The sequence below is a fragment of the Micromonospora sp. WMMD714 genome (genome assembly GCF_029581315.1).
GTDB classification, from domain to species: domain Bacteria; phylum Actinomycetota; class Actinomycetes; order Mycobacteriales; family Micromonosporaceae; genus Micromonospora; species Micromonospora rifamycinica.
In genome coordinates, this window is record NZ_CP120744.1 from 4,651,740 (window position 1) to 4,666,036 (window position 14,297).

General features: G+C 69.8%; 9 protein-coding genes. 6 read left to right on the forward strand and 3 right to left on the reverse strand.

Annotation, left to right across the window (positions count from 1 at the left end; all coding sequences use genetic code 11):
• The first annotated feature begins 30 nt into the window (after positions 1-30).
• From mmsA to O7625_RS19850, 3 genes are all read left to right on the forward strand, one after another.
• Positions 31-1,569, forward strand: coding sequence for a multiple monosaccharide ABC transporter ATP-binding protein (mmsA, locus tag O7625_RS19840; RefSeq protein WP_282340477.1), 1,539 nt, complete (start codon positions 31-33; stop codon positions 1,567-1,569).
• Entirely contained in the window at positions 1,566-2,816 is a 1,251-nt protein-coding gene (mmsB, locus tag O7625_RS19845) for a multiple monosaccharide ABC transporter permease (RefSeq protein ID WP_067313800.1), read from the forward strand. The genes mmsA and mmsB overlap by 4 nt, the downstream gene beginning before the upstream one ends.
• Positions 2,817-3,159: 343 nt before the next feature.
• Positions 3,160-5,265, forward strand: coding sequence for a family 43 glycosylhydrolase (locus O7625_RS19850; RefSeq protein WP_282340479.1), 2,106 nt, complete (start codon positions 3,160-3,162; stop codon positions 5,263-5,265).
• A 307-nt stretch (positions 5,266-5,572) separates the two neighbouring features.
• On the opposite strand, the gene O7625_RS19855 is transcribed toward O7625_RS19850, so the two are convergent.
• The 3 genes from O7625_RS19855 to O7625_RS19865 form a co-directional block, all read right to left on the reverse strand.
• The gene (locus tag O7625_RS19855; protein WP_282340481.1) at positions 5,573-7,912 is read right to left on the reverse strand and encodes a beta-L-arabinofuranosidase domain-containing protein; all 2,340 of its coding nucleotides are present in this window, start codon (positions 7,910-7,912) and stop codon (positions 5,573-5,575) included.
• A 136-nt stretch (positions 7,913-8,048) separates the two neighbouring features.
• The gene (locus tag O7625_RS19860; protein ID WP_282347013.1) at positions 8,049-9,791 is read right to left on the reverse strand and encodes a family 43 glycosylhydrolase; all 1,743 of its coding nucleotides are present in this window, start codon (positions 9,789-9,791) and stop codon (positions 8,049-8,051) included.
• Positions 9,792-10,314: 523 nt separating this feature from the next.
• On the reverse strand, positions 10,315-11,079 hold the full coding sequence (locus tag O7625_RS19865; RefSeq protein ID WP_282340483.1) for an FCD domain-containing protein: 765 nt from the start codon (positions 11,077-11,079) through the stop codon (positions 10,315-10,317).
• A 155-nt stretch (positions 11,080-11,234) separates the two neighbouring features.
• Between O7625_RS19865 and O7625_RS19870 the strand changes: the two genes are divergently transcribed.
• The 3 genes from O7625_RS19870 to O7625_RS19880 are packed head-to-tail and all read left to right on the forward strand — an operon-like array spanning position 11,235 to position 14,296.
• Complete coding sequence (locus O7625_RS19870) at positions 11,235-12,503, forward strand: extracellular solute-binding protein (protein ID WP_282340485.1); 1,269 nt, start codon at positions 11,235-11,237, stop codon at positions 12,501-12,503.
• A gap of 3 nt (positions 12,504-12,506) precedes the next feature.
• Complete coding sequence (locus O7625_RS19875) at positions 12,507-13,469, forward strand: sugar ABC transporter permease (protein WP_282340487.1); 963 nt, start codon at positions 12,507-12,509, stop codon at positions 13,467-13,469.
• Positions 13,469-14,296: a carbohydrate ABC transporter permease gene (locus O7625_RS19880; RefSeq protein WP_282340489.1), complete on the forward strand. Its 828-nt coding sequence runs from the start codon at positions 13,469-13,471 to the stop codon at positions 14,294-14,296. Before O7625_RS19875 ends, O7625_RS19880 begins: the two co-directional genes overlap by 1 nt.
• Position 14,297: the final 1 nt, after the last annotated feature.

Consider the following 14,297-nt stretch of genomic DNA (forward strand, 5'->3'; position numbering starts at 1 on the left):
CCTCAGGCTTCGACGATCAGGACGCTGACCATGGACGACACCATCCTCGAGATGCGACGCATCACGAAGACCTTCCCCGGGGTGACCGCGCTGGCGGACGTCTCCCTCGCCGTACGCCGGGGGGAGATCCACGCCATCTGCGGCGAGAACGGCGCCGGCAAGTCCACCCTGATGAAGGTGCTCTCCGGGGTGCACCCGACCGGCTCCTACGACGGTGAGATCGTGCTGGACGGCAAGCCGGTGCACTTCCGGGGCATCCGCGACAGCGAGTCCCAGGGCGTCGTCATCATCCACCAGGAGCTCGCGCTGGTGCCGCACCTGTCGATCGCCGAGAACATCTTCCTCGGCAACGAGCGGCGCGGTCCGGGCGGCCTCATCGACTGGAACCGGGCCAACGCCGACGCCGCCGAGCTGCTGGCCTCGGTGGGCCTGCACGAGAACCCGGTGACCCCGGTCATCCAGCTCGGCGTCGGCAAGCAGCAGCTGGTCGAGATCGCCAAGGCGCTGTCCAAGAAGGTCCGGCTGCTCATCCTGGACGAGCCGACCGCCGCGCTCAACGACATCGACTCGGCGCACCTGCTCGACCTGCTGCGCCGGCTGCGCGACCAGGGCATCACCTGCATCCTGATCTCGCACAAGCTCAACGAGGTCACCGCGATCGCCGACGCGACCACTGTCATCCGGGACGGGCGCACCGTGGAGACGCTCTCCCTGGCCTCCGGGGAGGTCACCCAGGAGCGGATCATCCGCGGCATGGTCGGCCGGGACCTGGACAGCTTCTACCCCGACCGGGTTTCGTCGCCCGGGGAGGAGGTGCTGCGCATCGAGAACTGGAGCGTGCAGCACCCCACCCAGGACCGGCTCGTGGTCGACGACGCCAGCCTGGACGTCCGGGCCGGCGAGGTGGTCGGCATCGCCGGGCTGATGGGCGCCGGCCGCACCGAGCTGGCGATGAGCGTCTTCGGCCGGTCGTACGGCCGGGACGTGCGGGGCCGGCTGTTCGTGCGGGGCCGGGAGGTCCGGGCGAACAGCGTCGCCGAGGCCATCGAGCACGGCATCGCTTACGTCACCGAGGACCGCAAGCGGTTCGGCCTCAACCTCATCGACGACGTACGGCGCAACGTCTCCGCCGCCGCGCTGAGCCGGCTGGCCCGCTTCGGCTGGGTCAACGGCAACGAGGAGATCAAGGTCGCCGAGCAGAGCCGGCGCGACATGAACATCAAGACGACCAGCGTGATGGCCGTGGTGGGCAAGCTCTCCGGCGGCAACCAGCAGAAGGTCGTGCTGTCGAAGTGGCTGTTCACCAACCCGGACGTGCTGATCCTGGACGAGCCGACCCGGGGCATCGACGTCGGCGCGAAGTTCGAGATCTACACGATCGTCAACCGGCTCGTCGCCGAGGGCAAGGCGGTGATCCTGATCTCCTCGGAGCTGCCGGAGCTGCTCGGCATGTGCGACCGCATCTACACCCTCGCCGCCGGCCGGATCACCGGCCAGGTGCCGGTGGCCGAGGCGACCCAGGAGAACCTCATGGATCTGATGACGAAGGACAAGGAGCGCGTGGGATGACCAGCGTCAAGACCTCATCGCCGCCGTCCCCGCCGCCGGCCGGGAAGAGTCCGGGCGTCGCCCTGCACGCCGGCACCAGCGATCTGCGGGCGCTGGTGCTGAACAACCTGCGGCAGAGCGGCATCTACGTCGCGCTGGTCGTCATCGTCGGGCTCTTCGCCGTGCTCACCGACGGGGTGTCGCTGAGCCCCGGCAACATCACCAACATCGTGCTCCAGTACTCCTACATCCTGGTGCTGGCGATCGGCATGGTGATCATCATCATCGGCGGGCACATCGACCTGTCGGTGGGCTCGGTGGTCGCGCTCACCGGGGCGGTCTCCGCCGTGCTGGTCATCCGGGAGGGCTTCCCCTGGTGGGTCGGCATCCTGGCCGCGCTGGCGGTGGGCGTCGCGGTCGGCGCGTGGCACGGCTTCTGGGTGGCGTACGCCGGCATCCCGGCCTTCATCGTGACGCTCGCCGGCATGCTGCTGTTCCGGGGCCTGACCCTGCGGGTGCTGGACAACATCTCGCTGTCCCCGTTCCCCGCCGACTACCAGCAGGTCGCGGCGGGCTTCCTCAACGGCCTGCTCGGTGGGGACGGCTTCGACGCCTTCACCCTGCTGATCGGCGCGGTCGCGGTGGCCGGGTACGCGGTGAGCGGCTTCCGGACCCGGGTGGCCCGGGTCCGCTACCAGCAGCCGGTGGAGTCGTTCCCGCTGTTCGTCGCCCGGGTGGTGCTGGTGGGCGCGGTCATCATGTACTTCGCCTGGCAGTTGGCGCACGCCCGGGGCCTGCCGATCGTGCTGATCATCCTGGCCGCGCTGGTGCTGGTCTACGGCCTGCTCACCCGGCGTACCGTGTTCGGCCGGCAGGTCTACGCGATCGGCGGCAACCTGTCGGCGGCGATGCTGTCCGGTGTGAAGGTGCGGACGGTCAACTTCTGGATGTTCGTCAACATGGGCTTCCTGGCGGCGGTGGCCGGGGTGATCTACTCCTCGCGCTCCAACGGCGCCCAGCCCGCGGCGGGCAACATGTTCGAGCTCGACGCGATCGCCGCCGCGTTCATCGGCGGCGCGGCGGTCACCGGCGGGGTCGGCACCGTGGTCGGCGCGATGGTCGGTGGCCTGATCATGGCGGTGATGAGCAACGGTATGCAGCTCATGGGCGTCGACCAGTCCATCCAGTCGGTGGTGAAGGGTCTGGTGCTGCTCGTCGCGGTGGCCTTCGACGTCTACAACAAGCGTCGCGCCGGCTCCTCCCGCTGACCGGCGGCACCCGCCGCGTCGCACCCCTCGCACCTCCTCGCCGGACACCCCGGGTCAGGTCGGAACGGTCCGACCTGACCCGGGGTGTCGGCGTTTCCGCCCGTCGATCGTGTCCGCGCTGTTTCAGCTTGACGAGCATCATGTTATCGCTCACAGTCTATGGATAGCTGAAGCCGTTCCCGTAGCGGCTGGTCGGCAGGCCCGACCCGTCGCTGCACCGCGTCGTACGCCACCGCGGGCGCACCGCCGAGTGAACGTTGACATCGGCAGGCTTCGAAGAATGCGACGACGGTGGCCCGCGTTCCCGGTGCGACCGTCGATCGACCGTTCCCGAAGGAGGGTCATGGTAGCCATGGGTGAGGTCCCGGTCGTGGTCCGGCGACGACGCGGCTGGTGGTCGCGGATCGTCGCCGCCCTGTTGACGATGCTGGTCGGCGGAGGGGTCGTCGTGGTCGAGGCGACCGGCGCGGCGGCGGCGACGGTCGACACCACCGCCTGGTACGTGCTGGTCAACCGCAACAGCGGCAAGGCGCTGGACGTCTACAACTTCGCCACCAACGACGGCGCGCGGATCACCCAGTGGACCCGCGGCGACGGCACCAACCAGCAGTGGCAGTTCGTCGACTCCGGCGGCGGCTACTACCGGCTGAAGTCGCGGCTGTCCGGGAAGGTCCTCGACGTCTACAACCTCTCCACCGCCGACGGCGCGTCGATCGTGCAGTGGACCGACGGCAACGGCACCAACCAGCAGTTCCGGCTCGCCGACTCGGCCGACGGCTACGTTCGGCTGCTCAACCGCAACAGCGGCAAGGCGGTCGAGGTGCAGAACGCCTCCACCGCCGACGGCGGCAACATCGTCCAGTACGCCGACTGGGGCGGCACCAACCAGCAGTGGCAGCTCGTCCGGGTCGACGGCGGCACCACCCCGACCACGCCACCGCCCACCACCCCACCGGCGAGCGGCTCGTTCACCAACCCGGTGGTGTGGCAGGACTTCGCCGACGTCGACATCATCCGGGTCGGCGACGCGTTCTACCTGTCCGCCTCGACCATGCACTACTCGCCGGGCGCCCCGATCCTGCGCTCCTACGACCTGGTCAACTGGGAGTTCGCCGGGCACTCGGTGCCCAAGCTGGACTTCGGCGCGAAGTACGACATGTCGGGTGGGCGGGCGTACGTCAACGGCATCTGGGCGTCGACGCTGAACTACCGCCCGAGCAACCGCACCTACTACTGGGCCGGCTGCATCGACTTCGCCAAGACCTACATCTACACCGCCGCCGCCGTGGACGGGGCCTGGAACCAGCACGCCACCATCAACAAGTGCTACTACGACGCCGGCATGCTGGTCGACGACAACGACACCATGTACGTCGCCTACGGCAACACCCAGATCAGCGTGGCGCAGCTGTCCGCCGACGGCAAGAGCGAGGTCCGCAGCCAGCAGGTCTTCTCCACCCCGTCGAGCGTGGGCACCCTGGAGGGGGCCCGGTTCTACAAGCGCAACGGCAGCTACTACATCTGGCTCACCCGGCCGGCGAACGGGCAGTACGTGCTGAAGTCGTCGAGCCCGTTCGGCCCGTACGAGATGCGTCAGGTGCTGCTCAACATGCCCGGCCCGATCTCCGGCGGCGGCGTGCCGCACCAGGGCGGCCTGGTGCAGACCCCGGGCGGCCAGTGGTACTACATGTCCTTCGTGGACGCCTACCCCGGTGGGCGGGTGCCCGCGCTGGCCCCGATCACCTGGACCGCCGACGGCTGGCCGCAGATCCAGACGGTCAACGGCGGCTGGGGCACGTCGTACCCGAACCCGCTGCCGACCCGGCCGGTCAAGCCGCTGACCGGCACCGACACGTTCTCCGGCAGCACTCTCGGCCCGCAGTGGGAGTGGAACCACAACCCGGACAACAGCAAGTGGTCGGTGAACAACGGCCTGCGCCTGCAGACCGCCACGGTGACCAACGACCTCTACAGCGCCCGGAACACGGTCACCCACCGGATCCAGGGGCCGACCTCCACGGCCACCGTCGAACTCGACTACTCGGCGCTGCGTGACGGGGACCGGACCGGGCTGGCGGTGCTGCGCAACTCGTCGGCCTGGATCGGCGTCCGGCGGGACAACGGGGCCACCCGGGTGTCGATGACCAACAACCTCACCATGGACGGCAGTTGGCGGACCACCAACACCGGCACCGAGATCGCCTCGGCCCCGGTCAGCGGGGGCCGGATCTGGCTACGGGCCACCGCCGACATCCGCCCCGGGTCCGGCCGGCAGGCCCGGTTCTCCTACAGCACCGACGGGGTCAACTTCACCGCGCTGGGCAACGCGCTGACCCTCGACAGCAACTGGCAGTTCTTCATGGGTTACCGGTTCGCCCTGTTCAACCACGCCACCCAGGCCCTCGGCGGCACCAGCACGATCCGTCAGTTCCAGCTCACCACCCCCTGACCGGTCCGCTCACCGGACCGGGACGACCCGGGCCGCCCGTACCGTCGGCACCGCTGCGCGGGGCCGGTCGGTACGGGCGGCCCGGCCCGCTTCTCCGGGCGGTGCCGCCCGCCCACCGCGCCCGCCGCGCCCGCCCACCGCGCCCGCCCACCGCGCCCGTCTGCGGCGCCGGGCGACCGCACACCGGGCGCCACCACACACAGGGCCACCACGCACGGAACGGGGCCGCCCCCGCAAAGGGCGACCCCGTTCGTGGGACCGTCGGGCCCGCACCGTCTCGCCGGCGGTGCGGGACCGACGGTGGTCCTCACGGGTTGGCGACGAACCGCCACCGGTTGTCCGGGCTGCCGTTGTCGGAGTCCTGGACGGCCTGCGCGCCCTGCGCGGTCGAGCCGTTGAGAATACCGAGCAGCTTCCCGCTGTTCACGTTGCGGATCTTGTAGGTGCCGTCACCCTGGTTGAGCAGGACCCAGCGGTGGTCCGCGGTGCCGTTGTCCGCCCACTGCAGGACCCGGGCGTTGTCGGCGGTGGACATGTTCTCCACGCCGAGCACCTTGCCGCTGTTGACGTTGCGGAACCGGACCGCGTCGCCGTCGGTCACCACCACCCAGTTGTGGTCGGCGGTGCCGGTGTCGCCCCACTGCAGGGCCAGCCCGCCGTCGGCGGTGGACATGTTCTGGATGCCGAGGACCAGCCCGCTGCCCACGTTGACGATGCGCGTGCTGCCGCCGCCGGTGCTGCCGCCGGTGGTGTTCCAGTAGACCGTGTAGTTGAAGCCGTGCGCGTCGTAGAACGGCCCGAGGTTGACCGTGGAGCCGTTCGCGGTAGCGGTGAACGCCAGCGTGCCGCTGTTCGTCCGGGTCACCGACGAGACGTTGAGCGACGGCAGGGAGCTCAGCGCGGTGTTGCCGTAGTTGCCGGCCAGCACCGCCGGCCCGTACGTGAGGGCGCCGACGTTGGCGTTGTCGTTGGCCGGCTGCACCACGACCTTCATCGGCAGCCGGACGGTGACGGTGTCGCCGGCCGCCCAGGTGCGGGTGACCGTGGCGTAGCTGCCGGCGGTGGTGGCGACGTTCTGGGTCTCGCCGTTGACGGCGATCGTCGCGCCGGTGGCCCAGGCCGGGATCCGGACCCGGATGCTCCACGAGCCGCTCATCGACCCGGAGAGGGTGAGCGTGGTCGTGTCGCTGGCCGGGTAGCTGGTGCTCTGGGTGACCGTGATGCCGCGCTGGGACCAGGTGAGCACCGACGGCACGAACAGGTTCACCGTCAGCGTGGTGTCGTTGTAGAAGTAGATCGAGTCCATCAGCTTGGTGTTGGCTTCGATGCCGGTGCCCTGGCAGCACCAGAACGAGTTGTAGTCGGTGCTCCAGGTGCCGCCGCCCCAGGCCGGCCCGACGCCCCGGCGGCCACCCGGCTTGAGCGGGGTGAAGTAGGTGACGTGGCCGTGCCCGTCGGCCGGGTTCTGCGCGCCGACCACGTGGTTGAGCAGGGCCCGCTCGTAGAAGTCGAAGTAGGCGACCCGGTTCGGGTCGAGCAGCCACAGCTCCCGGGTCAGCTTGAGCATGTTGTGCGTGTTGCAGTGCTCGCAGGTGTCGTTGGTCAGGTACCCGGCGATCGCGTTCGGCGGGCGGAAGTGCTCCGCCTGGCTGTTGCCGCCGATGACGTAGGTGTGCGCGTTGACGGTCATGTTCCACGCGTTGCCGGCGATGTCCCGGTAGCGGGTGGTGCCGGTCGCCTTGAACTCCCGCGCCGCGCCGATCCACTTGGGCACCTGGGTGTTGGCGTGCTTGCCGTTGAGCTGGTCGGAGTTGCTGGCGAGCGGGTTGAACACGCCCGCGTGGTCGAAACGCTGGGCGACGGTCAGCCAACGCCCGTCCCCGGTGTACTGGTAGAGGTCGGTCAGCGCCTCGTTCATGCCGCCGAACTCGGTCTCCAGCATCGCCTGCATCTGGTTGTAGCTCAGCCGCGAGGTGCGGGTGTCGACCCAGCCGGCCAGCGCCAGCAGCACCGAGCGGGCCTGCGTGTTGCCGATGTACCGCCACACGTCGAGCAACCCGATCAGGGTCTTGTGGATGCAGTAGTAGGGCACGTTGCCGTTGGACAGCGTCCGGGCCTCCAGCGCCGAGAAGTCCGACTCCGGGAAGCCGGACAGGTAGCCGGCGGTGAACCCGGCCGCGCCGTTGTTGGCCTGGCACTTGGCCAGCTCGGCCACCATGTAGTTCGCCTTGTCCCGGCAGGTGGTGTCACCGAGCACCGCGTACGCCTGGGACCAGGCGGTGAGGAAGTGCCCCTGCATGTGGGTGCGGAACGGGAAGGACGGCGCGTCCCAGCCCCCGTTGGTCGCGGCCCCGTTGGTGCCCAGCCGGTGGTTGGCCCGGAAGTTGTAGAGCATCCGGTCGACGTCGACGAACCGCAGGTAGCTCAGCGTCCGGTTCTGGTTGTCCAGCAGCCGGCCGGCGGTCAGCCGGACCTGACCCAGCTCGAACGGGTACGCGGAGACACCCAGGTCCGGCCGCGCCGGGGGGACCACCAGCGCCGCCGCCGCCGGCCCTGAGCCGAGGAGGGCGCTGCCGGTGGCGGAGACGACAGCTGTCGCTCCGGCGGCCTGGAGTAGTTGGCGTCGGTTGAGGGACGGGAAGGACATCAGAACCTCCAGCGGACCGGATCACGGGCGAACGCCCGTCCGGGTGGGTCTTGCGGACGGTGGTGTCGGTGGTGGGGTGCCGGCCCGCCCCGGTGGGGTGGAGCGGGCCGGCGTGCCTGTCAGCCGTGCGACAGGGTCAGACGGGGGTGCAGGTCAGGTCGGTCGGTGGCTGGTTGCTGCCGGTGGTCGAGCTGATGTAGCCGACGGTGGTGGAGCCACCGGCGGCGAGCTGTCCGTTGTAGGCGACGTTGGTGACGGTCACCTGGTTGCCCTGCTGGGTCAGGGTGCCGTTCCAGGCCTGGGCCACCGTCTGCCCACTGGGGAGGGTGAAGCTCACCCGCCAGCCGGTGATCGGGGTGGACCCGTTGGTGATGGTCAGCTTGCCCTCGAAGCCGCCCTGCCAGGTGTTGACCACGGTGTTGGTGGCCGCGCAGGAGCGTCCGCCGGGCGTGGTCGGAGCCGGGGTCGTCGGGGCCGGGGTCGTCGGGGTGGGGGTGGGGGTGACGGTGGGCGTCGGGGTGGGCGTCGCGGTCGGGGTGGGCGTCGGGTTGCTGCCACTGCTGAACTGCCACCAGTTGACGTTGAACAGGGTGCCGCTGCCGCCGGTGAACCGCAGGTACATGTCGTGGGTGCCGGTCGCGCCGGAGACCGGGCAGGAGACGGTCTGCCAGTTCTGCCAGCCACCGGTGACCGGCACGGAGCAGCTGGCCACCCGGGTGCCGGTGGCGCTGTCCAGCCGTACCTCGATGGTGCCGCCGCTGCCGGCCGAGGCCACCCGGGCGTTGAAGGAGGTCGCGCCGGAGCCGAAGCCGACCCCCTTGACCTTGATGTAGTCGCCGTTCTCGATGAAGCCGACGTTCATCCCGCCCTCGCTGGACGCCTCGGTCTCGATCCCGGAGCCCCAGGCGATGGTCTCGGCCTCCTGCCGCACGTACGGGTTCAGGGTGCCGATCTGCGGCGCGCCGGTGCTGGTCATGTTGATCGTCGGGATGGTGCCGTTGGTGCCGTAGGTGAACTTCTCCACCGCGACCGACCGGGTGTAGCCACCGCCGCCGGGCAGCGCGCCGTTGTGGTAGAAGAAGTACGACCCGCCGTTGAAGTCGACGATTCCGGCGTGGTTGGTGAAGCTGCCGCCCTGCCGGGGCATGACCGTGCCCCGGTAGGTCCACGGCCCGGTGGGGCCGGGCGCCGTGGAGTAGCCGATGAACTCGCTGCAGCACTCGGCGGCGAAGACGTTGTAGTAGGTCCCGTTGCGCTTGAAGACCCAGGGGCCTTCCTCGTAGAGGGTGGGGCGGGTGGCGTTGCCGTTGCGGGTGCCGTAGCCGGCGGTGGTCAGCGGGATCTTGGTGACACTGCCGGAGTACGAGATCATGTCGGGGTTCAGCTTGACGTACCACAGGTTGGGGTTGCCCCAGTAGAGGTACGCCTGCCCGTCGTCGTCGATGAAGACGGTCGGGTCGATCTCGCCGTTGGCCGCCAGCGGCCGGCCGATGGCGTCCCGGAACGGGCCGGTGGGGCTGTCGCTCACCGCCACCCCGATGGCCATCGAGTTGGTCGACTTCGCGGTCACCGGCACGTACCAGTAGAACTTGCCGTTGCGGGCGATGACCTGGCCGGCCCAGGCGTCCGCCTTCGCCCAGCTGAAGGTGCCGACGTTGAGCGGCGAGCCGTGGTCGGTCCAGTTGACCATGTCGGCGGAGGACCAGACCCGCCACTCCTTCATGGTGAACCAGGTCGAGCCGTCCTCGTCGTGGCCGGTGTAGAGGTACACCCGGCCGTCGTGCACCAGCGGAGCCGGGTCGGCGGTGTAGATGTGCTGGACGATGGGGTTGTCGGCCTTGGCGGCGCTGGTCGGGAGCAGCGTCGAGACCAGGAGCAGGGCCGCGAGCCAGGCGAAGGAGCGCCGCAGGCGGGTCAGTGGTGGCAGTGCGGGTCTCACCAGTACCTCCCAGATGGGCGATGCGTGTCGAGGGTGGCGTCGGCGCTCCGGCGGCACACCGGACGGTCGGCCCGGGACGCGATGCTGGAGCCGGGCTTCGCCGGGGTGCCGCCGTGCGGGTACGCGGTGTGGGTACGCGGTCCCGATCGCGCGCTGACCGATGGGCACGGCACTGTGGTCAGCGCGCGATCGGGTCGGATCCCTACGGAGGCCATGGGCGATGCGCGCCGGGGCTCCCGGGTGAGTCGAAGGATCGACGACCCGGCGGCGTGCAGCGTCCACACGAGTGCCCGGAGGTGTCCGACCGGCGTTGCCCGCGCCCCACTCCGTGCCGCCGACGGATGCCGGTGGACGGAGTGCGGAAGCGTGCCCTTCGCTTCTGGGGCCGACGTTAGCTTGTTATCGTTAACACTCGCAAGCCATTGACGTCCGTTGGTTGAGCTACCCGCGGTCGGGCCGGGCCTCAGCGCACCAGTCGTGCGGTGTCCGGGCCGCTGCGGCGGACCAGCCAGGCCTCGGTGATGTGGGTGACCATCGCCTCGGCGGCGCCGTCCGGATCGTGCGCCGCGATGCGCTCGTAGATGCGCCGGTGCCCCTGGTTGGACGCCACGCAGAGGGACCGCTCCGAGCGGCCCATGTAGCGGGCGGTGTTCACCACCTGGCTCTCCAGGGACCGCACCACGCCGCGGGCGATCCGGTTCCCGGACGCCTGCATGATCATGTCGTGGAACGCCCGGTCGTGTTCGTGGTAGGCGACCTGGTCGTCGACCAGCTCGTCCATCCGGTCGACCAGGGCGCGCAGCCGGTCGACCGTCGCCCGGTCGGCCAGCCGGGCGGCGACGTTGGCCATGTCGGACTCCAGCACCCGCCGGGTGGCCACCAGGTCGTCGAGGATGGTCAGGCTGTCGTCCTCGGCGATGGTCGCCGCGAGGACCAGCTCGTCGAGCATGTCCCACATCGACGGCGGGGTGACGATGGTGCCGCTGCCCTGCCGGACCTGTACCAGCCCCTTCTCCTGGAGGATCTTGACGGCCTCCCGGACGACCGTACGGCTGACCGAGAACGCCTCGCAGAGCGCCGGCTCGGGGGGCAGTGGGGAGCCGGGCGGGTGTACCCCGCGCACGATGCGCTCCACCAGTTCCGCGGTGACCGCCGTGGCGAGGTTGGTGGGCCGCCGGGCCCAGGTCGGGGGTGTCGACGCGTTCAGGGTGATCTCTCGTGCCGTCATGTCCCCTCCACTGCCTTCCGCGGACCGCGCCACGACCTGCTGCCTGTCGCGAATTCTACGGCGCACTGTTGACGTCATACGTCATACGAGTTACCTTTCCGTCAAATTCATGCCTCCCGATCAGTGTGGCAGGCGGAGTCGAAGGTGGGCAGCCGATGAAGCAGCGGACAGTGGTCTCGGCCGTACTCGTCGCGGCACTGGCGCTGGCCGGGTGCGGGAGTGCCGCCGGGACACGCTCCTCCCCGGGAGGTTCCGCCGGGAAACTGGTGGTCTGGGACTGGAAGTCCGGTGAGCCGACCGCCGCCGCCTACCTGCAGAAGGCCAAGGCCGACTTCGCCCGGAAGCACCCGGACGTCACCGTCGAGTTCGTCGCCCAGCCCTTCGAGCAGTACTACACCCTGCTCGGCACGGCGATCCAGGCCGGCAAGGGACCTGACGTGATCCTGTTCAACGGCGGCGGCCAGCTCCGGGACCGGACCGACGCGCTGCTGCCACTGGACGAGTACGTGGCCGAGGACCGGCAGCGGCTCGCCGGCTGGGAGGCGTTCACCAAGGGCGGCAAGACCTACGCCGGCCCGGTCACCCTCCAGGGCCACCCGATCTACTACAACCGGACGCTCTACGACAAGGCCGGCCTCGACCCCGCCAAGCCGGCCACCACCTGGCCGGAGTTCGTCGCCAACTGCGCCACCCTCACCCAGCGGACCGGCGCGAAGTGCCTGGCCCTCGGCAACAAGGAGGGCTTCGGCATCCAGTTCTTCCTCTCCGCCTTCGGCACCGGTGTGCTCACCCCGCAGGAGCAGGACGCCTGGATCGCCGGCAAGCGGGACTGGACCTCCCCCCACGTCAAGCGGATCTTCGCGCTCTGGAAGGAGACCCAGGACGCGAAGCTGAACAGCGACGGGGCGAACTCGACGGCCATGTTCAACGACGCCTTCGCGATCTTCCAGTCCGCGAAGGCGGCCCACGTCATCGGCCTGATGTCGGACGTGGGGCACTGGAAGGACTTCAGCGAGTTCGTCCCGGCCGAGAAGCTGGGCGTGATGCGCGCCCCGGTCGTCGAGCCCGGCGCCACCCCGAACCTGCCCTTCGACGGCGGCATCGGGTACGGCGTCGCCAAGTGGACGAAGGACCCGAAGGTCGCCGCCGACCTGGTGCGCTCGCTGACCTCCACCGACGCGCTGAAGTCGTTCTACGCCGACGCCGGTGCGATCGCCGCCGACACCACCATCGACGTGTCCCAGGGCGGCCCGGCGGTGGCCACCATCGTCGCCGACCTCAAGGCCGGCAAACCCGCCCTGCACGTGGCGCTCTCCTCGAAGACGCTCGACCTGATGGGCCGGCTCTCCCAGCAGCTGCTCAGTGGCTCGATCTCCGTCGACGAGGCGGTGAAGCAGCTGGCCGTCTCCGATCAGGCCGGCTGACCGGTGTCGATCCCCGAGACGGCGGCGTCGGTCCGGCCGGTGCCCACCGGACCGACCGTCCCGACGCCGCGCCGGTCGCCCCGCGCCCGGGGGCCGCGCGGCGGCCGGCGGGCGGAGCGTCTCGCCCCCTACGTGCTGCTGGCCCCGGCCCTGCTGATCCTGCTGCTGCTGCGGTTCTGGCCGCTGCTGCTCGGGGTCAACTTCTCCTTCACCGGCGACGGTGACCGCGACGGGCTGGCGGTGGGGCTGGACAACTACCGGGAGCTGTTCGGGGATCCGCTGTTCCGGGGCGCGCTGCGCAACGTCGGCCTGCTCGTGCTGCTGCTGCCGGTGGCGGCGGCGATTCCCGGCCTCCTTGCGACCTTCATCTACCTGCGGGTACCCGGAAACCGGCTGTACCGCAGCGTCTACTTCTTCCCGGCCGTGCTGTCCCCGGTCATCGTCGGGGCGATCTTCAACCTCCTGCTCGCCTTCGACGGCCCGCTCAACGCCCTGCTCGGCGGGGTCGGCATCGGGCCGGTGGACTGGCTCGGCGACCCGGACCTGGCGATGTTCGTGGTGGTCGGGGTGCACGTCTGGGCGACCTTCGGGATGGCGCTGGTGGTGTTCCTCGCCGGCTTCGCCACCCTGGACGCCTCGCTGCTCGACGCGGCCCGGGTGGACGGCGCGTCGCTGCCCCAGACCATCCGGCACGTGATCGTCCCCAGCCTCTCCCGGACCATCCAGTTCGTCGTCGTCACCACGATGATCGGGATGCTGACCTCCATGTTCGGCCTGCTGTACGTGATGACCAGTGGCGGCCCGGAGGGCTCGACGTACCTGCCGGAGTACTACATCTGGATCCAGCAGGGACAGATGAACCGGCCGGCGCTCGCCTCGGCCGCCTCGACGGTGCTCTTCCTCATCATGCTCGTGGTGGGGCTGGTGCAGATCAGTCTGCTCCGGCGGACAGTGCGGGAGGCGTGATGTCCAACGTCCGGTGGAGCCGGTGGCTGATCGCCGTCCCGATGGCGGTGCTGGCCCTGGCGACCGTCTACCCCCTGGTCTTCACGGTCAACGTGGCCATGAAGACCCGGCGGGACTACGTCCTCGACCGGTTCTCGCTGGCCGACGCCCTGCGCTGGGAGAACATCGCCACCGCGTGGAACAGCGTGGGGATGGCCCGGTACCTGGTCAACTCGACAGTCGTGGTGACGGTCTCGGTGTTCCTGCTGCTGCTGTTCGGGTCGATGGCCGGCTTCGCGCTGAGCCAGCTGCGCTTCCGGGGCTCGTCGGTGCTCTTCCTGTGCTGCCTGGCGGCGCTGTTCGTGCCGTTCCAGGTGATCATGGTGCCGCTGGCCCGGATCATGTCCGACGCCGGTCTCGTCGACACCTACCCGGGGCTGGTGCTCGCCTACGTGGCGCAGTTCCTGCCCTTCACGATCTTCCTGATGACCAGCTACTACCGGACCATCCCGACCGAGATCGTCGACGCGGCCCGGATCGACGGCAACGACGTCTACGGCGTCTACCGGCGGATCATGGTGCCGCTGGGCACTCCGGCGCTGCTGTCGGTCGGCATCCTCGACGCCCTGTTCTGCTGGAACGACGTGCTGATCTCGTTGCTGCTGATGCCCTCGGCCGACCACCGCACCCTGATGGTCGGGGTTACCTCGCTGCGCGGGCAGTACTCCGACGACATCCCGACCTTCGCCTCGGGGGTGCTGATCGCCGCGGTACCCGTCCTGGTGGTCTACCTCTTCCTCCAGCGCCAGATCGCCGACGGTGTCGCCGCCGGCGCCACGAAGGGCTGAC

Bases quoted from the DNA above. Each gene is read 5' to 3' on its own strand.
- mmsA (WP_282340477.1), top strand. From the start codon at position 31: ATGGACGACACCATCCTCGAGATGCGACGCATCACGAAGACCTTCCCC.
- mmsB (WP_067313800.1), top strand. From the start codon at position 1,566: ATGACCAGCGTCAAGACCTCATCGCCGCCGTCCCCGCCGCCGGCCGGG.
- O7625_RS19850 (WP_282340479.1), top strand. From the start codon at position 3,160: ATGGTAGCCATGGGTGAGGTCCCGGTCGTGGTCCGGCGACGACGCGGC.
- O7625_RS19855 (WP_282340481.1), bottom strand. From the start codon at position 7,912: ATGTCCTTCCCGTCCCTCAACCGACGCCAACTACTCCAGGCCGCCGGA.
- O7625_RS19865 (WP_282340483.1), bottom strand. From the start codon at position 11,079: ATGACGGCACGAGAGATCACCCTGAACGCGTCGACACCCCCGACCTGG.
- O7625_RS19870 (WP_282340485.1), top strand. From the start codon at position 11,235: ATGAAGCAGCGGACAGTGGTCTCGGCCGTACTCGTCGCGGCACTGGCG.
- O7625_RS19880 (WP_282340489.1), top strand. From the start codon at position 13,469: ATGTCCAACGTCCGGTGGAGCCGGTGGCTGATCGCCGTCCCGATGGCG.